The sequence below is a fragment of the Alkalibacterium pelagium genome (genome assembly GCF_900109325.1).
In the GTDB taxonomy this organism is placed as follows: domain Bacteria; phylum Bacillota; class Bacilli; order Lactobacillales; family Carnobacteriaceae_A; genus Alkalibacterium; species Alkalibacterium pelagium.
In genome coordinates this window covers 85,820-109,008 of the sequence record NZ_FNZU01000010.1, presented here as the reverse complement: position 1 = coordinate 109,008, position 23,189 = coordinate 85,820, and the positions used below count along the sequence as shown (strand labels likewise).

23 protein-coding genes, 1 pseudogene and 1 riboswitch are annotated in these 23,189 nt (G+C 43.3%); of the genes and pseudogenes, 20 read left to right on the top strand and 4 right to left on the bottom strand.

Going from position 1 to position 23,189, the window contains the following annotated elements; genetic code table 11:
- The first annotated feature begins 466 nt into the window (after positions 1-466).
- The 15 genes from BMX79_RS09015 (at position 467) to sufB (ending at position 14,959) form a co-directional block, all read left to right on the top strand.
- Positions 467-1,504, top strand: coding sequence for a YihY/virulence factor BrkB family protein (locus BMX79_RS09015; RefSeq protein WP_091481823.1), 1,038 nt, complete (start codon positions 467-469; stop codon positions 1,502-1,504).
- A 218-nt stretch (positions 1,505-1,722) separates the two neighbouring features.
- On the top strand, positions 1,723-2,097 hold the full coding sequence (locus BMX79_RS09010) for an arsenate reductase family protein (protein ID WP_091481821.1): 375 nt from the start codon (positions 1,723-1,725) through the stop codon (positions 2,095-2,097).
- Positions 2,087-2,443, top strand: a complete 357-nt coding sequence (locus BMX79_RS09005) for a glycine cleavage system H family protein (RefSeq protein WP_091481818.1) — start codon at positions 2,087-2,089, stop codon at positions 2,441-2,443. Before BMX79_RS09010 ends, BMX79_RS09005 begins: the two co-directional genes overlap by 11 nt.
- 56 nt (positions 2,444-2,499) lie before the next feature.
- Positions 2,500-2,679 carry a 2-hydroxymuconate tautomerase gene (gene thmT, locus BMX79_RS09000; RefSeq protein WP_091481816.1) on the top strand — a complete coding sequence of 60 codons (180 nt, stop codon included), beginning with the start codon at positions 2,500-2,502 and terminating at the stop codon, positions 2,677-2,679.
- 131 nt (positions 2,680-2,810) lie between these two features.
- Positions 2,811-2,907, top strand: a riboswitch (TPP riboswitch).
- A gap of 90 nt (positions 2,908-2,997) precedes the next feature.
- Positions 2,998-3,804: a hydroxyethylthiazole kinase gene (thiM, locus tag BMX79_RS08995; RefSeq protein ID WP_170231015.1), complete on the top strand. Its 807-nt coding sequence runs from the start codon at positions 2,998-3,000 to the stop codon at positions 3,802-3,804.
- Positions 3,801-4,616 (top strand): bifunctional hydroxymethylpyrimidine kinase/phosphomethylpyrimidine kinase, encoded by an 816-nt coding sequence (thiD, locus tag BMX79_RS08990; RefSeq protein ID WP_091481811.1) that lies wholly within the window; start codon positions 3,801-3,803, stop codon positions 4,614-4,616. Before thiM ends, thiD begins: the two co-directional genes overlap by 4 nt.
- A complete protein-coding gene (thiE, locus tag BMX79_RS08985; protein WP_218025377.1) occupies positions 4,613-5,257 on the top strand; it encodes a thiamine phosphate synthase in 645 nt (214 codons plus the stop codon). Before thiD ends, thiE begins: the two co-directional genes overlap by 4 nt.
- A gap of 111 nt (positions 5,258-5,368) precedes the next feature.
- Entirely contained in the window at positions 5,369-6,163 is a 795-nt protein-coding gene (locus BMX79_RS08980; protein WP_091481808.1) for an SDR family NAD(P)-dependent oxidoreductase, read from the top strand.
- 183 nt (positions 6,164-6,346) lie between these two features.
- On the top strand, positions 6,347-7,753 hold the full coding sequence (locus tag BMX79_RS08975) for a phospholipase D-like domain-containing protein (RefSeq protein ID WP_143059429.1): 1,407 nt from the start codon (positions 6,347-6,349) through the stop codon (positions 7,751-7,753).
- A gap of 77 nt (positions 7,754-7,830) precedes the next feature.
- A complete protein-coding gene (locus BMX79_RS08970; RefSeq protein WP_170231013.1) occupies positions 7,831-9,273 on the top strand; it encodes a phospholipase D-like domain-containing protein in 1,443 nt (480 codons plus the stop codon).
- A gap of 252 nt (positions 9,274-9,525) precedes the next feature.
- The gene (gene sufC, locus BMX79_RS08965) at positions 9,526-10,299 is read left to right on the top strand and encodes a Fe-S cluster assembly ATPase SufC (RefSeq protein ID WP_091481800.1); all 774 of its coding nucleotides are present in this window, start codon (positions 9,526-9,528) and stop codon (positions 10,297-10,299) included.
- Positions 10,300-10,320: 21 nt separating this feature from the next.
- Entirely contained in the window at positions 10,321-11,619 is a 1,299-nt protein-coding gene (gene sufD / locus BMX79_RS08960) for a Fe-S cluster assembly protein SufD (protein WP_091481798.1), read from the top strand.
- Positions 11,616-12,854 carry a cysteine desulfurase gene (locus BMX79_RS08955; RefSeq protein WP_091481795.1) on the top strand — a complete coding sequence of 413 codons (1,239 nt, stop codon included), beginning with the start codon at positions 11,616-11,618 and terminating at the stop codon, positions 12,852-12,854. Before sufD ends, BMX79_RS08955 begins: the two co-directional genes overlap by 4 nt.
- Positions 12,841-13,305, top strand: a complete 465-nt coding sequence (gene sufU, locus BMX79_RS08950) for a Fe-S cluster assembly sulfur transfer protein SufU (protein ID WP_091481793.1) — start codon at positions 12,841-12,843, stop codon at positions 13,303-13,305. Before BMX79_RS08955 ends, sufU begins: the two co-directional genes overlap by 14 nt.
- A 256-nt stretch (positions 13,306-13,561) precedes the next feature.
- Complete coding sequence (sufB, locus tag BMX79_RS08945; protein WP_091481790.1) at positions 13,562-14,959, top strand: Fe-S cluster assembly protein SufB; 1,398 nt, start codon at positions 13,562-13,564, stop codon at positions 14,957-14,959.
- Between the two features lie 951 nt (positions 14,960-15,910).
- Here sufB and BMX79_RS08935 read toward each other — a convergent pair.
- Complete coding sequence (locus BMX79_RS08935) at positions 15,911-16,432, bottom strand: hypothetical protein (RefSeq protein ID WP_091481785.1); 522 nt, start codon at positions 16,430-16,432, stop codon at positions 15,911-15,913.
- Positions 16,433-16,642: 210 nt separating this feature from the next.
- Here BMX79_RS08935 and BMX79_RS08930 point away from each other — a divergent pair, with 210 nt between their 5' ends.
- A complete protein-coding gene (locus tag BMX79_RS08930; protein ID WP_091481782.1) occupies positions 16,643-17,554 on the top strand; it encodes a hypothetical protein in 912 nt (303 codons plus the stop codon).
- 114 nt (positions 17,555-17,668) lie between these two features.
- Here the strand turns inward: BMX79_RS08930 and yghU are convergent, their stop codons facing one another.
- Positions 17,669-18,454, bottom strand: a complete 786-nt coding sequence (yghU, locus tag BMX79_RS08925; RefSeq protein ID WP_091481780.1) for a glutathione-dependent disulfide-bond oxidoreductase — start codon at positions 18,452-18,454, stop codon at positions 17,669-17,671.
- Positions 18,455-18,820: 366 nt separating this feature from the next.
- Here yghU and BMX79_RS08920 point away from each other — a divergent pair.
- Positions 18,821-19,258: pseudogene (locus tag BMX79_RS08920) on the top strand (hypothetical protein); the annotation flags it as partial.
- An 84-nt stretch (positions 19,259-19,342) separates the two neighbouring features.
- Here BMX79_RS08920 and queF read toward each other — a convergent pair.
- Together queF and BMX79_RS08910 are read right to left on the bottom strand one after the other, a co-directional pair.
- The gene (gene queF / locus BMX79_RS08915; protein WP_091481774.1) at positions 19,343-19,840 is read right to left on the bottom strand and encodes a preQ(1) synthase; all 498 of its coding nucleotides are present in this window, start codon (positions 19,838-19,840) and stop codon (positions 19,343-19,345) included.
- Entirely contained in the window at positions 19,840-20,340 is a 501-nt protein-coding gene (locus BMX79_RS08910; protein ID WP_091481771.1) for a QueT transporter family protein, read from the bottom strand. Before BMX79_RS08910 ends, queF begins: the two co-directional genes overlap by 1 nt.
- 404 nt (positions 20,341-20,744) lie before the next feature.
- Here BMX79_RS08910 and BMX79_RS08905 point away from each other — a divergent pair, with 404 nt between their 5' ends.
- From BMX79_RS08905 to BMX79_RS08895, 3 genes are all read left to right on the top strand, one after another.
- Positions 20,745-21,395: a YczE/YyaS/YitT family protein gene (locus BMX79_RS08905; protein ID WP_091481769.1), complete on the top strand. Its 651-nt coding sequence runs from the start codon at positions 20,745-20,747 to the stop codon at positions 21,393-21,395.
- A gap of 92 nt (positions 21,396-21,487) precedes the next feature.
- The gene (locus BMX79_RS08900; protein ID WP_091481766.1) at positions 21,488-22,288 is read left to right on the top strand and encodes an SDR family NAD(P)-dependent oxidoreductase; all 801 of its coding nucleotides are present in this window, start codon (positions 21,488-21,490) and stop codon (positions 22,286-22,288) included.
- Positions 22,289-22,486: 198 nt separating this feature from the next.
- On the top strand, positions 22,487-23,155 hold the full coding sequence (locus BMX79_RS08895) for a GNAT family N-acetyltransferase (protein ID WP_170231012.1): 669 nt from the start codon (positions 22,487-22,489) through the stop codon (positions 23,153-23,155).
- Positions 23,156-23,189: the final 34 nt, after the last annotated feature.

Genomic DNA, 23,189 nt, shown 5'->3' with positions numbered 1-23,189 from the left:
GCTTACTCAAGATATTGAACCGCCGTATACGGAACCGTACGTACGGTGGTGTGAGAGGACGGTAAATAAATTAATTATTTACCTCCTACTCGATTCTAAGAGAATGCAGTTCAGCCCTGAGATTGTCAGCGAACTGCATTTTGTACACTCAATAATGAAGTTCGCAACCTGATTCGTCAAGCGAACTAAATCAGTTAGATAATGGGTGTAGTTCACACATCAAAAATAATAGTGAACTACATTCTAGTCTTGTCAAAATGCATTTCAGATCTTATTTCTCTGATGAACTAAACTAAGTTCTTGATTGAAGGAATACGAAACTAAACTCGAGAGGTAATATGGGCGGTTTATCAATCTCTTCTATTCATGTCGACATGGAATCTGCTTTAAAGCTTATGAATAGGGATTTTATTCTATCCTATGGTAAGATGATAAAAAGAAATCTTTATAGTAAGGATGTGAGCCTGTGCAGAAAATAGAGAAACTGGAAGATAAGATTCCGCACAAAGACAAGCTGCTGCGTCTGATCAAAATCTTTCAGTCAAACTGGGAAAGAGCTACAGTCAATCAGAGTGGAGCAGAAATGGCCTACTTTGTTCTTCTTTCTCTGTTCCCGCTTTTACTAGTCATTGCAAATATTATCCCGTTGTTGCCACTGGACACGAATGAGATGTTGGCTCTAGTAGCTGATTTTATTCCACAAGATATCTTTAATATCATCGAGCCGATACTTGAAGGCTATCTGGAAAGTGCGAGTGGCGGATTCATTTCATTTGGACTTCTGACCGCAATCTGGTCGGCTAGTAAAGTGATCACGATACTGAGACGAGTACTGGATGATGTATATGGATCAGTACAGCAGAAAAATTTTATTGTTGGGAGAATCCTATCACTCTTTGTCATGATCGGTATACTACTGATCGTTGGACTGGCATTATTTATCTTCGTATTCGGTGAACAGATTCTTGAATTCGTTCAGAATGTTATCGGCTTCGATATTCCATTCATTCAGGAGTTCCTGCTTTTAAGATGGGTAATCCTTCTGGTTATCCTCTTTGCCGTACTGCTGATCGTTTACCGGTTTGTACCAAACCACCATTTGTCATTCAAGTATTCCTATCAGGGAGCGTTGTTCGCGACAATCGGATGGATGCTTCTGACCCAAGGATTCTCGATATACTTGAATATGGCCAGTGATGATGCCCTGACTAATGCGACATTCGGTGGATTTCTGGCTTTGATGCTGTTCCTGTATTTCACGAGTATAGTGATTCTTCTCGGCGCCTTACTGAATGCCATTATATTCGAATGGAAAAATCATATGTCTGTACCTGAATATGAAGCAAAAAAACGGAACGAGAAACAGCTGAAATCTTCCAACTATTCTGGTTACCCAAGTGAAGCAGAAACGGTCATCATGAAACGTCAGCTGTTCAAAGTTAATAAACTTAAAGAAGAAGAATTAGAAGAAAGAGAAGAACAGGGAAAGGATCTGGACACTTAAATAATTCTGGACTGCTCGATGGGGGAGGATCTTACAATGATCCTTCCTTTTTTATGGTAAAGACGAGCTGGAACATGCAGTTTGTGTGGATGTAGTGTTATTGATAGTTACTTTTGAAAGAGAAGGAACATCAGCACACTCATTCACCACTGGAACCCTCCCATTTATTTTTTTTCTCAAGTGGTCTATAATTGAAAAAGATAAATAGGAGGGACGTTATGAAATTTTATTGTCACCCACGTTGTTCAACGTGCAGGAAAGCTAAAAACTGGTTGGATGAGCAGTCAGTATCCTATCAGGAAATCAGTCTGCTGGATGAGACTCCTTCAAAAGAAAGCTGGGTAACAATCCTGTCAGACACTGATCGCTCGATTAAATCATTTTTCAATACGAGCGGAAATGTATACAGAGAACAGAACCTCAAAGAAAAACTTCCAGAAATGTCTATAGAAGAAGCAGCAGTGTGGCTCTCGTCAAACGGGATGGTAGTCAAACGGCCATTTGCCGTTGAAGGAGACACATACACATCCGGCTTCAAAATTGACGAATATGAACGAGTATGGGGTAAAGGAGAGCAGAAAGATGTCAATTAAATATCATTCAAACGGGTTATGGATCGAGAAACTATCGCCTTCAGATTATCGCATTGGTCTATCCGAAAAGGGCCAGGACGATCTAGGAGAAGTCATGTTCGTGGAAATCAGTACAGAACCTGGGAATCTGAAAGCAGGAGATGCCATTCTCAATGCTGAAGGGGCTAAAGCAGTGACTGAGCTGACCATACCTTTTGACCTGACAGTAATGGAAGTCCACGTTGAAGTTGAAGATGAGCCTGACTTACTGAACTCATCGGACAAAGAGGATAACTGGCTGCTTCTGGTAACAGACATTGATGATTCAGTGTTCAACTCGCTTAATACAGATGCTTTTGCTGAATAAGCTGAAACCTTGCTGGATCGTGATGCGCATTAAACAAACGAAAGGAGGCAGATGAGATGCCGATCGTACATGTAGAAATGATTGAAGGCCGTTCTAAGGAACAGAAAGAAGGGCTGGTCAGAGACGTTGTAAAGGCAGTTGAGACCCATACGGGGGCACCCAAAGAAGCCGTGACTGTCATTATCAACGAAATAAATAAGGACAACATTGCCACAAAAGGCGAATACCACGGATAATAAGTTAGAGAGTACAGACAGGATCTGTGCTCTCTTTTTTATGAGTGTGTTTAAAAAAGTCAGAAGCTGGCTTAGATGGGTGTTTCCTAGTCTGTTCACCGAAACTATGATAAACTGATAGTAATGAAGTCTGATATCATCAGGGGAGCTTAAAGGCTGAGAAAGGTAAGACCTGACCCATGACCTGATCTAGGTAATGCTAGCGAAGGGAGATGTATGTTTCAAGCAGGAGACAGACGAATGCTTGACTATACTAAAATCTTCCACGTACCTGGTGGAAGATTTTTTGTCTACATAACACAATCAGGGAGGTTCAAAATGAATTCTGATCATGCTATTTTACACATTAAAGACCAGAATCCGCTGGTACACACGATCACTAATCAGGTTGTCGCTAATGATGTTGCCAATGTGCTGCTGGCCATTGGTGCGTCACCCATTATGGCAATTGCAAAAGAAGAGGTCGAAGAAGTAACGGGTATGGCCGAGGCCCTCGTCATCAATATGGGTACACTGACCTCTGATTCACTGGAAAGCATGATTCTGGCCGGACGACAGGCAAACGCTCAAGGCAAACCGGTAATTCTGGATCCTGTTGGTGTCGGAGCAACGACCTTTAGAAAAAAATCAGCTCAAAAGCTTTTTGAAAATGTTGACATGACGGTGATTCGAGGCAATGCATCAGAAATTGCGTCTCTAGTCGGTGTCAGCTGGCAGTCAAAAGGAGTGGACTCCAAAGATGGAGCTAACTCCCCTATAGATGTTGCGGTCAGACTGGCTGAGAAAAGACACTGTATTGTAGCTGTATCCGGAAAGACGGATATTGTCACAGATGGCACAAGAGTATTTGCTGTTTCGAATGGCGATCAGCTGATGGCAATGATCACTGGAAGTGGCTGCATGATGAGCGGAATCATCGGGGCTTTCCTTGGAGTAGTAGATGGATCTGACATGCTCAGTCGAGTTGTACTTGCTCATGCCGCTTTCGGGATAGCTGGAGAATGGGCGGCGGACTCGGGCATCAATGGGCCGGGAAGTTTTAGGGCGGCACTGATCGATGTGCTCCATAGTCTCAGTGATGATGATCTGACTAAACACGCACGAATAGAAAGGATAATCCAATGAGTAAAAGTAAAACACCACAAGTGCTGACTATTGCAGGAAGTGACAGTGGCGGAGGCGCAGGCATACAAGCGGACTTGAAAACTTTTCAGGAACGCGACGTTTTCGGCATGTCAGTGATAACGGCTATCACAGCTCAAAATACGACTGGGGTACAGGGCGTTCACCCTGTACCGATCGAAATGGTCAAGCAGCAGTGGACGTCGGTCCTGTCTGATTTTAATGTCGCTGCGATCAAGACAGGAATGCTGGTCAATGGGGAGTATATGAAAGCAGTAGCTGAAGTATATAAAGAAGTGGCGTCTATTCCTCTGGTCATTGATCCTGTGATGATTGCTAAAGGGGGGCACCCATTAATGGAAAAGAGTGCTGTCTCAGTCATGCGGGAAATCCTGGCTCCTCTCGCTATGGTGATCACACCTAATATTCCTGAAGCAGAAGCACTGGCTGACATGTCTATTTCTTCAAAAGAAGATATGGTCAAGGCAGCCGAACGATTGCAGGAAACTGGCTGTAGAAATATTGTCATAAAAGGTGGACATGCAGTGGACGCGTCTCATGCAGATGATCTGCTGATGCTTGAAAACGGTGAACAGATATGGCTGCGTTCAGAACGCATCGATACGAAAGAAACCCACGGAACTGGCTGTACCTTTGCTGCCTGCATTGCTGCAGAGTTAGGAAAAGGGCATTCAGTGGAAGAGTCCGTACGAACAGCTAAGAAATTTATCCAGGCTGCAATCAGGAGTCACCTGAGTATCGGACATGGACATGGACCGACGAATCACTGGGCATATAGAAAGGAACACGAATGACACGAGATATTAAAGCTATGCTGGAAATTTATTTTATTGCCGGCACACAGGACTGCAAAGAAAAGTCGCTCGTCCATACCCTTGAGGAAGCTCTTCAGGCAGGTATAACTTGTTTTCAGTTCAGAGAAAAAGGAAAAGACAGCCTGGAAACTGACCCTGCTGCTCGGGTAAAAATGGCACAGGTCTGCCAGCTTCTGTGCAGACAGTATGATGTACCATTCATAGTCAATGATGATGTCGAGCTTGCCCTCAAGCTGGAGGCTGACGGGATCCATGTCGGTCAGGGGGATTATCCGATTCAGGATCTGATTTCAAAATGGGGAGACCGATTTATCATAGGCTTGTCTACCAATAATGTCTCACAATTCAGAGAAGCAGAGACAATCAGTGGACTGGATTATGCGGGGATCGGTCCGGCTTTCACGCCATTATCCAAGCAGGACCATGAAGGCGTAATCGGGCTGAAAGGTATCAAGGACGCGATGACTGGAAGAGATCACCTTCCTGCTGTGGCAATTGGCGGCATCAACCCTTCAAATGCTAGAGACGTCTGGGCAACAGGAGTCGATGGGGTGGCGGTCGTGTCGTCCATCACACGAGCTGTTTCAGTAAGAGAAGCAGTACAACAGTTAAAAAAATAGGCGACTAGACAAAAAGAATTGTGGATCCAAAGTGAAATGTTGAACAGATTCTACAATTCCTTTTGTTTATGCTGTATAATGAAAGCGAATACAAAACAAGGAGGATACGTTATGAAGGTAAACGGAAAAACAATCGTCGTGACAGGCGGAGGGTCAGGGATGGGCAGGGAGCTTGTGCTTGAGCTTGCCAAGCGAGGAGCAAGAGTAGCAGCGGTCGATATCAACAAGGAAGCAGTACTGGAGACAGCCAGACTGGCACCGGAATCAAAGGAAAAGATCTCAACACATGTCGTGAATATTACTGAAAGAGAAGCCATTGAAAAACTGGTGGATGAGGTAAAAGAATTTCATGGGACGGTCGACGGCATTATAAACAATGCAGGAATCATCCAGCCCTTTATTGACGTCAATGATTTAGGCTACGATAAAATCGAACAGGTCATGAATGTCAATTTCTACGGCACATTGTACATGGTGAAAAGTTTTCTTCCGGAGCTGCTTAAACGGCCGGAAGCACATATACTGAATGTAGCAAGTATGGGCGGCTTTCTTCCTGTACCTGGACAGTCGATTTACGGGGCATCAAAAGCAGCCGTCAAATTGATGACTGAAGGTCTGCATTCAGAACTTACTGATACAAATGTTGGTGTAACGATCGCTTTCCCGGGGGCCATTAAGACAAACATTATGCAGAACTCAAAAGTTGAGCGTAAAGCGACGACCGATACAAGTGGGAAAGAATATAAACTGACTCTCGCCGACGATGCAGCGAAAATAATGATCGATGCAATTGAGTCGAACGCATATAGAGTAATGGTGGGCAATGATGCAAAAATGATGGACCGGATGTATCGTGTGATGCCTAAAAAGGCAGCAGCCATCATTGCTGAAAAACTTAAAAACTAAGTCAGAACTTATTCAATTCGCAGGACTGTACTGGGTATCGCTCCATATACAGTCCTTTTTTATAACAATCGTTCACTGGATAAATAAGTTCATACAAAATTCCAATACAAGTCACCTCTTTCTCGAACATAAAGCGTACGATGAAAGGATAATAGAGTACGTTTGTGGACGGTGCAGATAAAAATGAAAGACAAGCTGAAAAAAGCTAAGAAAAAGTGGATAGCTGGTGGAGTAGTTATATACATTGTATATGCCGTAGCGGGTGTAACAGGAGGCGTTTATTTCTCGGCAGTCCCCAATGTGTCTGAGCTTCCTCAACCTGTTTCGACGGATGAGCGGGTCGCCTTGGTCGAAACGGGAGAGGAAGCCTGGCAGATCAGGCGCGAACTGATTACAGAAGCAGATGAGACCCTGGATATTTCTACCTTTGCAATGCAGGGGGGAGAGACGGTTGATCTGTTTTACTCTCTCATTCTTGAGGCAGCTGACAGAGGAGTCGAGGTCCGTCTGCTGCTTGATGGCATTTTTCATGGTATGAGGCTCCTGGATAGACAGATATATGACGTATTTCTCAGTCATCCGAACATTGAAGTCGGCATGTATGACACTCTAAATCCTTTGAGACCCTGGACATGGAATAATCGGATGCATGACAAACTGATGATTGCAGATGGAAAGGTGGGACTGATCGGTGGACGAAATGTAGGAGATAAGTATTTCAATGAATCCGCTGATACAGTATCTTACGACAGAGAGCTGCTGATCATAGGTCAGGACGTGTCAGCCAATGAACTGATATCGGACATGTCCCATTATTTTGATGAGCTCTGGTCTATGCCTTATGTAACGAGAAGACAAGATCCTGTTCCAACATTGACATCTGACTGGCGGGTCAGAAGAACATCAGAGGCCTTGCGTGAGCGAGCAGAGCAGTATCACAATGACAGCCTCACTCTTATGACAGAGGATTACTGGCGCAACAAATCTCATGCAATCGATTCAGGCTATTTCGTACATAATGGACTTGAGCGTCTGAATAAGGAGCCCGCAGTCTGGCACACCCTTCTTACTGTCCTATCTGAAACGGAGGAATCGATCCTGATTCAAAGTCCTTACGTCATCCCAGATGCATTTATGTCAGAGACAGCTGGCATGCACGCAATTAAGACAGAGACCGTTACTATTCTGACGAATGGACTGCGGGCCACACCCAATATCATCGCTCACAGTGGGTATAGAAACCACCGGGATGAACTGATCGAAAGCGGACTGAACCTCCTTGAATTTCAGAAATCGGACCGTTCACTGCATATGAAATCTTTTGTAAAGGATCATGAATGGGTGGGCGTCGGTTCGTTCAATATCGATGCCAGAAGTACTTACCTTCACACAGAATCTATGCTGGTCGTCAGGAGCCCGTCTCTGGCCGAAGAAATCAGCCGGATGAATGAAGAGCGATATGACTCCCACATTCATCCGGCTGAATCAGAAGATCCGTTACCAGATGGAACTGACGGCACACAAATGTTGAAGCAGCTCATCATAGACGCACTAAGACCCCTGACTGATCTGTTCGATTCATTACTCTAAGAAGAAGTATCAGGTGTTATTTTACGGAATTTACTGTAGAATAGTACTGATAGTGACTTAGAATGTGGGGAATTGAGATGGAGAAAGAACAGATCAGGAAAGCCGCGAAGATTATTGGAGGAATTATCGGGGCATATCTGCTATATTTTTTATTTACAGCACTTATATTAACAGCATTGAGGACTCCGCCGGAAGTGGTGGACCGGGATCTTGAATTTAAAGACACCTCGGAGCGCGTGACTTTGCTGGAATACGGTCTGGAAGCCTTCGGGGCACGTATGGATATCATCGAACAGGCAGAAGAATCGATCGACGTATCCTATTTTTATATGGAAGACGGCAAAAGTGTCGAGCTTTTTTATGCCTATATCCTGGCAGCCGCTGACAGAGGGGTGGAAGTCAGGTATCTGCTGGATGGTATTTTCCACGGGGTCAGAGGAGACGACCGGGATGTTCTCAGAGCCTTCAATCTGCATCCGAATATCGAACTGAAACTGTACGAACCCATTTATTCGGTAGCCATCGCACCATGGCGGCTGAATAACCGTCTACATGACAAGCTGTTAGTTGTCGATAATGATTATGCCATTATCGGTGGCCGTAATGTAGGGGATCTGTACTATGAGCGTAGCGGGGAAGATGTCGGGTATTCTTATGACCGGGATGTCCTGCTTATGAATCCGGATCAGCAGGAAGACAGTCTGATATCAGACATGAGAGCCTACTATACTGATCTTTTTGACAGCGAATATGCGATCACACAGAACAACAGGACCTTGTTTGGATGGGAACAGAATAGAGCGGAAGAACAGACTGAAGCGCTTAGAGCATTTTACGATGAACATCAAACGGAACGTGCAGAACGCAGCAATGTAAGCGAAGTAAGTGACTGGGAGAATCGGTCAGTAGAAATAGACAGTGGCTTTCTTACATTCAACAGCATTGAACGAAACTTCAAGCAGCCTTACATATGGAGCGATATGCTGACTTTAGCGGAACAAGCCGAAGAGAATCTGTTCATTCAGTCACCTTGGACGATACCTGACACACGTATGCGCAGACATATAGAAGAAACAGACCTGACAGTAGACGAAGGCATTATTTTGACCAATGGTAAGTCGACCAATTCAAATATGGTAGCTCAAAGCGGGACGGAAAACAGGCGGCAGTACTTTATCGATTCATTTCTTGACTACTATGAGTACCAACCGAAAGAAGCCTCTCTTCATATGAAGACGATGGTCGTCGATGAACGCATCAGTGCAGTCGGCGCATTTAATTTTGACGCCAGAAGTACCTGGCTCAGTACTGAGACCATGATCGTTCTGGACAGTGAAGAACTGGCACGACAAATTCTGGACGAAGTGGAAGAAAGTTATCTGAAGAAGAGTGTCCGGTTCGATCAGGATGGGTCAGAGATACCTGGAGAAAAAACAGAGGGGGAGACACCTGTCTGGTGGCAGAGAATACTCATACCAGCTATGAGACCTCTTGCCTGGCTGCTGGAATCCCTATTATAAATGATAAAATCATCAGGACGTATGTTTCCTGATGATTTTATTTATTCGCAGATGATAATTTTTATAATCTGGAAACCTTGTTAAATCAATGAAAAATCAGGTTCTGCTGATATTCACCTTAAAGAAACCTTGATTCTGATTCTCAATTAGACTAAAATTAGACATTGTAAGTAAGAAAGTTTTTTCAGGCAGGATTCTGCTTTTACAGACTTTTTTGCTCAAAAAAATACAAGTAGAAAAGGAAGGTACATAATGGCCGTATTAGAGATCAAGAACCTACATGTATCCATCGAGGACAAACAAATTCTTAAAGGCGTGAACCTGAAAATGCAGACAGGTGAAATCCACGCAATCATGGGACCTAACGGAACAGGGAAATCTACCCTTTCTGCTGCAATCATGGGACACCCAAGCTACGAAGTAACAGAAGGAGAAGTACTTCTGGACGGAGAGAACGTTCTGGACATGGAAGTTGACGAGCGCGCACGTGCCGGTCTGTTCCTTGCTGTACAATACCCAAGTGAAATTGCTGGAATCACTAATGCAGAATTCATGCGTGCAGCAATCAACTCGAGAAGAGACGAAGACGATAAGATGAACGTCATGGACTTCATCAACAAACTGGATGAAAAAATGGCTGTTCTGGATATGCCGGAAGAAATGGCTGAACGTTATTTAAATGAAGGATTCTCAGGCGGAGAGAAGAAGCGTAACGAAATCCTGCAGCTGTTAATGATCGAACCGACTTTCGCTATTCTGGACGAAATCGACTCAGGACTGGATATCGATGCTTTGCAAGTCGTTTCCAAAGGAGTTAACGCCATGCGCGGTGAAGGCTTCGGCTCACTGATCATCACGCACTATCAGCGTCTACTGAACTACATCACCCCAGACATCGTCCACATCATGATGGATGGACGTGTTGTTAAGACAGGTGGAGCTGAACTCGCTAAGAAACTTGAAGCAGAAGGATACAAAGGTCTAATGGAAGAATTAGGATTAGACTTTGAAATTGAAGAAGACTAATTTTTGAGGAGGCCATGACTTATGGAAACAAAGACTAAAGACTACGTGAGTTATAAAGACGCATTACAAGCCTTCTCCACAGCACTGCAGGAACCGGAGTGGATGCTTCAGATGCGCCTGGACGCGCTGGAAAAAATCGAAGATCTTGATCCGCCCGTCATCGAGCGTTTAAGATATAACCGCTGGCCACTGTGGCAGGTCCCGAACCTGACTGGCGCACCGGCACCAAAAGCTATCGATCCATTTGAATTCATCGAAGACAAGGCAGATGCTGCCCGTGTGATTCAGACAGGAAACGACACAGTGATCGAAACCCTTCCTCAGTCATTGAAGGATAAAGGGGTCATCTTCACTGACATGCATACGGCACTTATAGAGCACCCTGACCTGGTCAAGGAAGCCTACATGTCTAAAGCAGTTAAACCTGATACGAATAAAATCACTGCATTCCACGCAGCGTTCATGAATTCAGGTCTATTCCTGTACGTGCCTAAAAACGTTGAAATCGAAGACCCGCTTGAAGCAGTCTTCATTCAGAACAGTTTAGTTGAAGATTCGTTCATCAAGCACGTATTGATTTATGCCGACACGAATTCAAACTTCAACTATGTGGAGAAATACCTGACAAAAGGCGACACAAAAAATGCCGCAAACATCGTGGTAGAAGTCGTCACTAAAGCCGGCGCACAAGTCAAATTCAGTGCAGTTGACCAGCTGGGTGAGAACTCTACAGTGTATTTCAACCGTAAAGGATACACATTCAGAGATTCTACGATCGACTGGGCGATTGGGGTCATGAACAACGGAAATGTTGTCTGTGACTTTGATGTCGACCTTGTCGGAGAAGGGTCATCAAGTGATTTGAAAGCTGTCGGAATCAGCAGCGGACGTCAGACGCAAGTCATCGACTCAAACGTTGTCAACTATGGTAACCATACGGAAGGAAACATCTTCCAGCATGGTGTTATCATGGACCGAGCTACACTGACATTCAACGGGATCGGCCACATCATTAAAGGGGCTAAAGGAGCAGATGCTCAGCAGGAATCACGTGTACTGATGCTGTCTGACAAAGCCCGCGGAGATGCGAACCCGATTCTACTGATTGACGAAAATGAAGTAACAGCAGGACACGCAGCCAGTGTAGGACGCGTGGATCCTGAAGAAATGTACTACCTGATGAGCAGAGGAATCGAGAAATCAGAAGCAGAACGACTGGTTATCCGCGGATTCCTTGGAAAAGTAATTTCAGCTATTCCACTGAGAAGCATCCGTGACGAACTGGTTGATACCATTGAAAGGAAGTTGACATCTAGATGACCGTGCCTTACGAACATCTGCGGGAGGACTTCAAGATCCTTCAGCAGCACGTCAACGATGAGCCACTTGTTTATTTGGATAATGCCGCGACCACACAGAAACCTGAAGCCGTCCTGAAAGCTCTTGAAACCTATTACCACACCTCGAATGCGAATGTGCACAGAGGGGTGCATACCCTGGCGGAACGAGCGACCACTCAATATGAGGGAGCCAGAGAAAAAGTCCGCCGCTTCATCAATGCCCCAAGCACGGCTGAAGTCTTGTTTACAAGAGGGACAACGACCAGTCTGAACTGGGTTGCCAGAAGTCTTGGCGATCTGATTATTGAAGAAGGGGATGAAATCGTGATTTCCTTCATGGAACATCACTCGAACATCATCCCCTGGCAGCAGCTGGCTAAGCGTAAAGGCGCTAAACTTAAATACATCGAGCTGACGGATGACGGTAAGCTGGACATGGACGATGCAAGAGAAAAGATCACAGAACAGACTAAAATCGTTTCTCTTGTTCATGTGTCAAATGTGCTGGGCGTCGTCAACCCGATCAGGGAACTGACTGACTACGTGCATGACAAAGGTGGCGTGATGGTTGTCGACGGTGCTCAGGCAGTGCCGCATATGCCCGTAGATGTTCAGGCACTGGATGCAGATTTCTACGCATTCAGCGGTCACAAAATGATGGCACCGACCGGTATCGGCGTGCTTTACGGCAAACGAAAATGGCTTGAGAAAATGGAGCCTCTGGAGTTTGGCGGAGAGATGATCGATTTCGTGGAACTGCAGGACAGCACATGGAAAGAACTGCCATGGAAGTTTGAAGCAGGAACCCCGAACATCGCCGGAGCGATCGGACTGGGCGCAGCTATTGACTACTTGGAAAACATCGGCATGCGTGAGATAATGGACCATGAACAAAATCTGGTGGCGTACCTGATGCCGAAGCTGGAAGAAATCGAAGGACTGACCTTATTCGGACCGAAGAAAGCCTCGGACCGGACAGGCGTGATCGCATTCAATATCGATGGGGTTCACCCACATGACGTTGCGACAGCAATGGACATGGAAGGTGTAGCTGTCAGAGCCGGTCACCACTGTGCACAGCCTTTGATGAACTATTTGAATCAGCCAGCCACGGCCCGTGCAAGTTTCTACTTGTATAACACGGTTGCTGATGCAGACAAATTCGTTGACGCATTGAAAGCCACGAAGGAGTTTTTCATACATGGCCTTGACTAAATTAGATCAATTATACCGGGCAGTGATCCTTGATCACTCTCAGCACCCAAGACGCCGAGGTGTACTGGATAAAGCGACCACACAGATCGAGCTGAAAAACCCGACATGTGGAGACGTGATCCAAGTGCAGCTGACAGTCGAAGAAGATAAAATAACTGATGTACGGTTTGACGGAAGCGGCTGTACCATTTCAATGGCCAGTGCCAGCATGATGACCGATGCCATCTTAAATAAATCCGTTGACGAAGCCCTGACGCTGGTGAACGAATTTTCAGAAGTCGTCCAAGGCAACAAGCCTGAACACGAACAGGAACTCGGTGACGCGATGATGCTTGCAGGTGTATCAAAATTCCCTGCCCGGATCAAATGCGCAACACTGTCCTGGAAAGCTCTGGAAAAAGCACTTGGCTCAGACGGCACAGGCGTTGACGGTCAACTGACGCACGACTGACTCTATTCTGGACGATTCCCGAATAGAATGAACTGACTGCAGAGATATACATGATTACTGGCTAGCAGTTAAAGCCTGACACCGCATGAAAAAAGATGAAAGAAACGCCAGCTGACGCATACCATTCGACTAATTCGCTAAAGCGAAAAGTCTCCGGGCAATTGCGCAGTATGCTCATTCAGGCTTCTTTCCCTATTTTTCAAGGGTGTCAAAACAGCTTTACCTGCTTTTCTATAAGTAAGGAAGGGGAATATTCATGTCTCAAGTACCTGAGAAAACAGAATATAAATACGGATTTCACGACGAAGGGGTCGACGCCGTCTACGATACGGGTAAAGGGTTGAACGAAGATATTATCCGTGACATTTCTTCTCGTAAAAACGAGCCGGAATGGATGCTCGACTACCGTCTGAAATCATACGACCACTACAAATCCCGTCCAATGCCTGAATGGGGAGCAGACTTGTCAGATGTCGATTTCGACAACTATACGTACTACCGTAAAGCAAGTGAAGCCCCTGCACGCAGCTGGGACGATGTACCGGATAAAATCAAAGAAACTTTTGACCGCCTAGGAGTTCCGGAAGCGGAACGTCAATTCCTTGCCGGATCTGGTGCACAATATGAATCAGAAGTGGTTTACCACAACATGAAAGAGGAATTCGAGAAGCTGGGCATCGTCTTTACAGACACAGATACAGCTTTGAAAGAATATCCTGAAATCTTTAAAGAGCACTTTGGGACAGTGGTTCCTCCAACAGATAACAAACTGGCTGCACTGAACTCTTCAGTCTGGTCTGGTGGAACATTCATCTACGTGCCTAAAGGCGTTAAGTGTGACGTGCCACTGCAGATGTACTTCCGTATTAACAACGAAATGATGGGTCAGTTTGAACGTACCCTGATCGTTGTCGACGAAGGGGCAAGCGTCCACTACGTCGAAGGATGTACAGCACCGACATTCTCAACCAGCTCGCTTCACGCAGCGGTTGTAGAAATCATCGTTAAAAAAGATGCGTACTGCCGTTACACGACAATTCAGAACTGGTCAGATAACGTATATAACTTGGTAACAAAACGTGCTCACGCTGCAGAAGGTGCGACAGTTGAATGGATCGATGGAAACCTTGGTGCGAAAACGACCATGAAATACCCATCAATCCACCTGAACGGACGCGGCGCGCGTGGAACAACGATGTCCATTGCTATGGCAGGAGAAGGTCAGGTTCAGGATACTGGTGCTAAAATGATCCACAATGCACCAAACACATCCAGCTCGATCGTATCCAAGTCCATCGCTAAAGATGGTGGAACAGTAAACTACCGTGGACAAGTAACATTCGGTAAAAATTCCGGTGGATCTATTTCGCACATCGAATGTGACACGATCCTGATGGATGACTTATCTAAATCAGATACGATTCCTTTCAACGAGATCCACAACTCAAACGTGGCCCTCGAGCACGAAGCGAAAGTATCTAAAATATCTGAAGAACAACTCTACTACCTGATGAGTAGAGGACTCGACGAAGAAACCGCGACTGAAATGATCGTGATGGGATTCGTTGAACCATTTACCAAAGAACTCCCAATGGAATACGCCGTTGAGCTTAACCGTCTGATTTCTTATGAGATGGAAGGGTCAGTAGGATAAAAATTTTAAAAGAAACGAAGATCATAAATCTTCGTTTCTTTTTTGCGACAAAGAGTAGATTAACAGTATTCATTTTTAGGATCTGATACTATAATAATGAAATTGGAAAAAAGAATATCTAAAATGAAGACTTATAATATGATTGTATTGCAATTACTGCTGAGGGTAAAATCAAAAAAAGGTTATACAGTATAGATCTATAATCCTGACCATCGCAGTAATACTATTTTTGATGATGAATATATAATAGTAAAGTGGGTCGAAAAGAAACTTCACTAATTTTGAGCCCTCATGCTAAATGTAATTAACTTCATTAATGTTGTGCAATGGTAAATGAATCGAAGTTAGTTTCTAGAAATATAAGATAGGTAGGCTTAGCATGATTGAAAAACATGTTTATTTACATAAGCTGATAAGATGGAAATATGAACCGATCAGTCAGACTGTTATAGACCTTCTTTTTGGAACAACTCAACCCCTTTATGCTAAGCTTACAATATGACATGTCATACATAGGGAGTGATCATTTGGCTGAGAATATAATCTCAATAATTTTATTGATTCCTGTATACGTTTTGCTGGTATTCTCGTATCTATATCCTCAAGAAAGTTTCATGTTGGGGAAAAGATGGCAGTTTAGCGAAGAGCCGCATGCAAGTGAGATGGCTATTCAGTTCATAAAATATAGTTCTGAATTCCTTCTAGCAGTATTGACTACTATTATACTACTCGTATTATTTAATAATGTTACTATCAGACTCGTTTTCTTTGCTGCCTTGATGTTATATATTCTCACTCGAGGGATACAGCTTATGTTAATGAAATAGTAAATGGATACTCAATTTCATCTTTTCAGACATTAGTATGAAAATTAATAAGCCGGGCACATTTAAACTATAATCGTGTGCTCGGCTTAAGTATATAAATTATGTTTCCAGTAAAGGCCCGTATTTAACTGTTATCGACGGGATGAAGAGTTAATCTCACTAAGGTAGTGTTCACCTGTTCTCCTACTTCTGCATATCTGTAACTGATCAAGTATTCTATATCCGGATGTGCCTCAATCTCATCAAACACTTCCTTATCGAGTGTAAAAGTCAATTCAGTATTAAATGACCTATCGAATACTGTAGTCTGATTACTATCCTGATCAGTTGACTTGTCTATAATGCTGTATGTCGTCGTCATTGTCCCCATCTTGTCAGAGAAAAAGTAGGAGTAGTTTACATATGAACTGATCACTAACAAACTGATAATGAATAGTTTTCCAGCAGGTTTAAAAGACCTGTTCTCAGTCTTGATCTTTTTGAAAGCATATATACTGATAATTAAACTGAATAGTGGGTGAAGCAAAAGATAGAACAGCAGCATATCCGAAAAAGCATTGTCATAACGGAGAAACAAAAATATGTAACCAAAAGCTAAAATCAGATTAAACAATATCCATAGAGTATATCTAAACTCGGTTTTCATTAAACACCTTCTTTTCAAATTTTACAAACATTGTCGGATATCTTTCCATGACTTGATAATAATCTTTTTCTCATTATAAAGCTATACCAATGACTAATATTTATTGTCTGCTTCTTGAAAAAAGTTCTGATAAGGAAGATTCCTTAAGTGTTATACTTAAAAATAGCATTGAACTATTATTAATTGAAAAAAAGAGTCACAGGGGGAACTATGGGTTATTTATCCTTAGCAATTATATGCAGTGCAGCTATTGCACTTATATTCAAATACACTGAAAACACGTTTACGAACAGATACGTTATTACAAGTGCCAATTACTTTTTTGCCAGTGTCACGAGTCTGATCATGATCATGTACCAGAGACTCTTATCTGATGTGGACAGGGAAGGTTCCTTCATTAATGAGCTGTACATACTGTCAGGCAATGAACCGAGTCTTTTTTCTCCTTATGCAAGTGTAATATGGGGGATACTTGTAGGGAGTTTGGCAGGAGTATTCTTTTTCTTGTCTTTTGTCTATTATCAGAAGAGCGTAAAGGATAATGGCGTGGGGATATCCGGTACGATAGCAAAACTGGGCATACTGATTCCTATGATTTTCTCGATTATTATTTGGAGAGAATTTCCTACTGCTGTTCAGTGGATCGGGATTCTGCTGTCACTCGTCGCAATCGTTGTGGTCAATTTATCAAAGCGCTCCATCAAGACACTTGACTTTAAGCCGGCTTTACTACTCCTATTTGTATTTGGAGGCATGGCAGAATTCTCTAACAAAATATACCAGCAGTATGCCTTGAATGAGTACAAGGACGTATTTCTCTTTTCAGTATTTTTCGTCGCTTTTATCATCAGTGTGACCTATACTCTACGTATTAAAGGGAAAGCAACATACCGAGACATTCTCATTGGCTTTGCGGTCGGCATTCCTAATTTATTTTCTTCCTACTTCTTGATCATGTCTCTGGAAACTGTAAACACATCAGTGGCCTTTCCAATGTACAGTGCGGGAAGCATTGTCCTGATTAATTTGGGTGGCTTACTTATTTACAAAGAAAAGATTGCAGCCAAGAATCAGCTGGCGATTGCCATGACCATCATCGCGCTTATACTAATTAATACATGAAAAAGGAGAGAGTCCATCGGATAAGATAAAATCTTTAAGAAGAATCTTCAAAAACCCCTCGAGCAGACTTGACCATAAAGTCGTCTGCTCGAGGGGTTCTATTTATCTGAGATATTATTTAATAGCTTTGTAATCCAAATCAAGCGCACGTTTGACTGCTGGTCTTTCGCCAATGCGGTCTGCCCATTCTTTCAAGTGAGTGTAGTCATCTGCTTTCAGGAATTCTGCTGCATTACCATACAGTTTGCCCTGGACCAGACGGCCATACCAAGGCCAAATTGCCATATCTGCAATGGAATAGGTGTCCCCATTGATATAATCCTTATCAGCCAAATGTCTGTCCAGCAAGTCAAGCTGACGTTTCGTTTCCATCGTAAAGCGGTTGATTGGATACTCCTGCTTGGTTGGCGCGTAGTGATAGAAATGTCCGAATCCACCGCCGACATAAGGTGCTGCTCCTGTCTGCCAGAACAGCCAGTTCATCAGTTCTGTTTTTTCTGCCAGATCATCCGGTATGAACTGCCCGAATTTTTCCGCAAGATATAATAGGATATTGACAGACTCAAACACACGCAGGGGCTTATCCAAAGAGTAATCCATCATGGCTGGTATTTTGGAATTGGGATTGATTGCGACAAAGTCACTTCCGAACTGATCACCTTCACCAATATTAATTAAGTATAGGTCATAATCGGCACCTTGAGCACCGGCATCTTTCAGTTCTTCCAGCATGATCGCAACTTTCTGTCCGTTAGGTGTGCCCAATGAGTAAACTTGTAAGGGTGCCTCTCCGACGGGAAGTGTCTGTTCAAAGCGACTTCCTGCGACCGGCTGATTCCCGAACTGATTCTTTTCATCTTTATTCCATTCCCAAACTTTTGGAACATCGTATTCTGACATAGTATCCGCTCCTTCAATTAGTATATAATTAGTATACTGCATTTCCTGTTTTTAACAAGAAATCAAGAGTCGATCTATTAAAGAGGAAAGGACGCAAAAGATGAAAAACACCATCCAATTTAGACTCGAAACAGTTTTTGAGACAGTACCACTCGAGAAAAATTAGCACTTAAATGATTTGACAACTTATATGTTTGATAACTTAAGACCTGGCATGTCACTAATGCTAGGGCATCAGTATCTCTCTTTTGAGATTGACTGCGAGAGGCATGCGGCGCTAGGAGTTTCGGGCTTTTTTAGATTGGATTTTATGGAGGGAAAAACATTAGAAAAATGATCCTCTGAGAACCTAAAGCCGTTGCCTTTACTGAAGTGCCTATTCAGTTCAAACACTTCTACAGGCAGAAAAGCCGTTGGGCTAGAGGCATGGTCGAAGGGCTGAAAGCCGTAAAACCATGGCAGCAGCCTATCCGGTATATCCGCTTTCTTACAAGTATCAATCTGTTCATGCCGTTTCTGGATACAGCATACACATTCGCATGGATTCCTGGTCTAGTACTAGCAATGTTTGGCATTTTCTGGATTATCGGGCCGATGACGCTGCTCGTCCTGCCTCTGGCCATGCTTCAGAATTATATCTTGTTTGTCTATCAGAGACGCGTATTTAAAGATCTCAACCTGAAGATTCGAATCAATCGATTCGGATTTGTCGTATTCGTTCTATTCTACCAGCTCGTGATGAGCCCGATTTCAATCATCGGTTATGTTCAGGAAATATTTGCTAAAGAGCGTGTCTGGAAGTAAAGACAGTCATAAAAAAAGACCTTCTCACTAAGTGACAGCGATCGATTGATCAGTGCCTTAGTTAGTAGGTCTTTTCTCTGTTAACTATCTGTTATCGATGGTTTCTGGATACAGATCATGGTTAGCCAGTCTGTTCCATGCCACGTCTTCCCAGCGTGTACCAGGCTTACCGTAATTGCAGTAAGGGTCGATCGAAATGCCGCCTCTAGGAGTAAATTTACCCCAAACTTCGATGTATTTCGGATCCATCAGTTTGATCAGGTCTTTCATGATGATATTCATGCAGTCTTCATGGAAGTCCCCATGATTTCTGAAGCTGAACAAGTAAAGTTTGAGAGATTTACTTTCTACCATTTTTTCACCCGGGACGTAGGAAATATAGATCGTCGCAAAATCAGGCTGGCCGGTAATCGGACAGAGGCTGGTAAATTCCGGACAGTTGAATTTAACAAAATAGTCGTTATCCGGGTGTTTGTTGTCAAAACTTTCAAGGACTTCTGGTGCATAGTCCATACTGTAACTGACTTGCTGGTTGCCTAAATGAGAGAGGCCCGTCAGTTCGTTTTCATTTCGTCCAGTCATTAAATCACCTTTCTACTTTTAAGTGGTTTTTCTAGGGCTTGTGTTAATATAACCCCTGCGATACCTGGGATAAGTTGACCAATCAGCAAGTTCACTACCAGTACCCAGTAAGGAACATCAAGAAGGATAGCCAGATAAGCAGGAACACCAAAACCTATAATAAATATAATAGGTAAAGCCACTAGCCAGCGTGGCAGGTTGAACCGTCTGATCAGTGCGATGGCCCCTGATACTGAAATACCAATAATGAATCCGCCTAGTACATCGATCGGTCCCAGTACGCCGAAAAAGAAGTTGGATAGTGCGTTAGCCAGACCAAGTGGAAAAACAAGAAAAGGGAAAAAATAAGAAAGAGCATAAAGACTGGTTGCGATTCTGATCTGATACGCCCCAAAAGAAAAGGTGGACGTCGTTGCCATAATGACAACATATAAAGCGATCATAATTGCAGAAATTGTCAGTTTACGTGTTTGGTTAGATTTAAGTGCAGTCTCTTTCATATCAATCACCTCCAATTAAAATGTGTTCCGCGGCTATCTGAATGGTCAGATAAGTCCGGCAAAACAAAAAAACGTCTCTAGTCAGTTAGCTAGGACGTTAAAATAAGGCAGTTATCAGCTGCCGTTCCCTAGTTTTGTTTTTCGACAGGATGGTCACGAACTGTCTATTCAATTGGCTTATAGTAGAATACCATATTTTCACATCAGATACTAGCTGATAATTAAACAGGTATAAGCCGTAGATGTTAATATGAATAAAGAACAAATAGAGGAATATAGTTGTAAAACATTATGATTGTCGTATAATTTAGGTTAAGTATTAAAGTACTGAAGTTTGTACATATTCAATTATCTGGCACTCACTAGCCAGAATTTTAATATATTGATTTGGAGATGACAATTAAATGGTCAATTATAAACGCTTTGCACTGCTATCACTTTTTTCAGCAACGGTCGCACTGGCAATCTCATTAATGCTTAGAGCATCGGTCGGGGTCGGAGCCTTTGATGCGATGACTCAGTCGCTGTCCGTCCTGTCAGGGATTCGTATTGGAACGATCGCTATGGTATTCAATCTGCTCTGTGTTCTAGGTCAGTTCATCATTTTGAAGAAAGAATTTGGCTTCAGCCGGTTTCTCCAGATTCCCTTAAGTATACTGATCGGGATGCTGGTCAACTATTTCTATTATTCCTTGTTCGCTTCGCTCCAGTTTGACACTTACATTGCATCACTGGGGACGTATTTTCTGGCACTGGTCCTGGCAACTTTTTCGGTGAGTATGGTCATGGTACTGAACCTGGTGACCTTTCCTATTGAAAGTTTCTGTCTGGCTTTGACGAGAGCTGTTCCGATGAAGTTTGCAGCCATCAGACAGCTCGTAGATATTATATTTATCATCGCTTCTATTGCACTCACTTTCACATTCGGATTAAGTTCACCGGTCAGAGAAGGAACGATTATCGGGATGCTGTTCTTCGGTCCACTGATGGGCTATTTCATTAGAAAAGTCCAGCCCGTGCTAATGAAAAAAGGTATTGTAGAAGAAATGGCTTAGAAACATGTTTTCCAAATGCTTTATATTTATATAATTAAATCAAATCAGTTAAGATAGACATGACGAGACTTCACAATTATAGGAGGATGGTTATGTCTATTTTTTCAACAGAGGTTTTTAAAGGTAAGCATGCATTAGTCACCGGAGCGACGGGTGGGATTGGGTATGAAACTGCAAAAGGTCTGTCCGCTATGGGTACGGATGTGACGATCACAGGCAGAAAAGAAGACGTTCTGAATGATCTGAAGGATGAGATTTTGAAAGATGTCTCAGATGCTAAGATTAATATTGTCGTAGCAGATCTGGCAGACGCATCAGATCGGGAAAAGCTGGTGCAGTCTGCGGAAAATTCGTTTGGTCCGGTTTCTCTGCTGGTTAATTCAGCCGGCATGACAGGCGGAGGCGTACTTGAAGACTTGACTCAGGAAGAACTGGAACGTGTGATGCATTTGAATTTCACTGTGCCGATCCTGCTGACCCAGCGCTTATATGATTCGATGAAGAAAAATAAAGAAGGGGCCATAGTTAACGTTTCTTCATTATCAGGTTTGAGAGGAACAGTCGGTGGCACGGCCTATGTCGGTTCCAAGTTTGCCCTTAACGGGTTTACCCAGTCATTTGCACTGGAAGCGATCGAGCATAATATTCGTGTGAACGCAGTCTGTCCAGGATTCGTCGATACAAAAATGGGTAGAGACGGCATAAAATCCAAAGGGGAAAGACACGGACGCAGCTTTGAAGAACAGCTGAAGATCGAGAATGAAAGCTTGCCGTCCGGTCGCATTTCAACCCCAGAGGATGTAGCCAATACAATCCTCTTCCTGCTGACTGACGCAGCCGAAAATATTGTTGGAGAAGCTGTCATCATATCCGGGGGCTCGTTGATGAGATAGTAAATTTATAGACCTGCATTGACTGGTTTATTTTAGTTTATGCGGGTTTTTTTTCTTTTACTGATTCACATAGTCAAACACATTTCGGTCAGTTATACTGAATAAGTCAGAAGATAAATCAGAATTACATAAAATCCTGACTAGGGCCGTACTGGTCTTAGCAATGGGAAATGAAGTATGAACGGGGAGAAGAATCAAATGAAAACAGACTATACGATTGAACCGTACGATTCAAAGTATGAAGACAGCTGGATCAGATGCAAAGCATTATCCTACCTGTACAGTCAGTTCAAAGACCAGATCGAAGCTGAGAAGGATACATATACTGAAGAAGAAGGATATGCAGAAGCTATTGAACGCATTGCGGTAAACAATGAGGATGAGGTTATCGGTATTCTGGACGTAGGCATTTACGACGATGAGCGCAGCCAGCACGACCATTATGTTCCTCATTTAGATAAAGGATCATACATGGATATCATAGCTGTTCATCCTGATCACCAGAAAATGGGTATTGCTCAGAGCCTCATTAATGATGTAGTGAGTGAATTAAGAGAAAAGGGAATAGACTATCTAACAATTTTCACTCGGGACGATCCGTCTGCAAACGCCCTGTATAAAAAAATAGGTGCAGAGTTGCTAACTGAAAGCTTTAGAGTAAAAGGGACGCTGAAAGATAATGATGAGCGAGTCGGGTCCTTTGAGCCGGATCCTGTCGGTAAAAGAATTCTTGTAAAATCACCTGATGGCAAGGACATGCCATACATGACAGACTCTGGCTGGTACTGGGTGTATGATAAAAAGTACCTTGACTTGTTCGATATAGAGGACTCCTTCGTGGAACGAACTTATGTACTGAAGCTATAGTCGGCTGTAGGATATAAGGAAGAACCTTGAAACA

Coding starts and splice junctions, on each gene's coding strand:
- BMX79_RS08930 (WP_091481782.1), top strand. CDS start 16,643: ATGGGTTATTTATCCTTAGCAATTATATGCAGTGCAGCTATTGCACTT.
- BMX79_RS08910 (WP_091481771.1), bottom strand. CDS start 20,340: ATGAAAGAGACTGCACTTAAATCTAACCAAACACGTAAACTGACAATT.
- thmT (WP_091481816.1), top strand. CDS start 2,500: ATGCCGATCGTACATGTAGAAATGATTGAAGGCCGTTCTAAGGAACAG.
- BMX79_RS08955 (WP_091481795.1), top strand. CDS start 11,616: ATGACCGTGCCTTACGAACATCTGCGGGAGGACTTCAAGATCCTTCAG.
- BMX79_RS08980 (WP_091481808.1), top strand. CDS start 5,369: ATGAAGGTAAACGGAAAAACAATCGTCGTGACAGGCGGAGGGTCAGGG.
- BMX79_RS09010 (WP_091481821.1), top strand. CDS start 1,723: ATGAAATTTTATTGTCACCCACGTTGTTCAACGTGCAGGAAAGCTAAA.
- sufC (WP_091481800.1), top strand. CDS start 9,526: ATGGCCGTATTAGAGATCAAGAACCTACATGTATCCATCGAGGACAAA.
- thiM (WP_170231015.1), top strand. CDS start 2,998: ATGAATTCTGATCATGCTATTTTACACATTAAAGACCAGAATCCGCTG.
- yghU (WP_091481780.1), bottom strand. CDS start 18,454: ATGTCAGAATACGATGTTCCAAAAGTTTGGGAATGGAATAAAGATGAA.
- BMX79_RS08935 (WP_091481785.1), bottom strand. CDS start 16,432: ATGAAAACCGAGTTTAGATATACTCTATGGATATTGTTTAATCTGATT.
- thiE (WP_218025377.1), top strand. CDS start 4,613: ATGACACGAGATATTAAAGCTATGCTGGAAATTTATTTTATTGCCGGC.
- thiD (WP_091481811.1), top strand. CDS start 3,801: ATGAGTAAAAGTAAAACACCACAAGTGCTGACTATTGCAGGAAGTGAC.
- sufB (WP_091481790.1), top strand. CDS start 13,562: ATGTCTCAAGTACCTGAGAAAACAGAATATAAATACGGATTTCACGAC.
- BMX79_RS09005 (WP_091481818.1), top strand. CDS start 2,087: ATGTCAATTAAATATCATTCAAACGGGTTATGGATCGAGAAACTATCG.
- sufD (WP_091481798.1), top strand. CDS start 10,321: ATGGAAACAAAGACTAAAGACTACGTGAGTTATAAAGACGCATTACAA.
- queF (WP_091481774.1), bottom strand. CDS start 19,840: ATGACTGGACGAAATGAAAACGAACTGACGGGCCTCTCTCATTTAGGC.
- BMX79_RS08975 (WP_143059429.1), top strand. CDS start 6,347: ATGAAAGACAAGCTGAAAAAAGCTAAGAAAAAGTGGATAGCTGGTGGA.
- BMX79_RS08895 (WP_170231012.1), top strand. CDS start 22,487: ATGAAAACAGACTATACGATTGAACCGTACGATTCAAAGTATGAAGAC.
- BMX79_RS08970 (WP_170231013.1), top strand. CDS start 7,831: ATGGAGAAAGAACAGATCAGGAAAGCCGCGAAGATTATTGGAGGAATT.
- sufU (WP_091481793.1), top strand. CDS start 12,841: ATGGCCTTGACTAAATTAGATCAATTATACCGGGCAGTGATCCTTGAT.
- BMX79_RS08900 (WP_091481766.1), top strand. CDS start 21,488: ATGTCTATTTTTTCAACAGAGGTTTTTAAAGGTAAGCATGCATTAGTC.
- BMX79_RS08905 (WP_091481769.1), top strand. CDS start 20,745: ATGGTCAATTATAAACGCTTTGCACTGCTATCACTTTTTTCAGCAACG.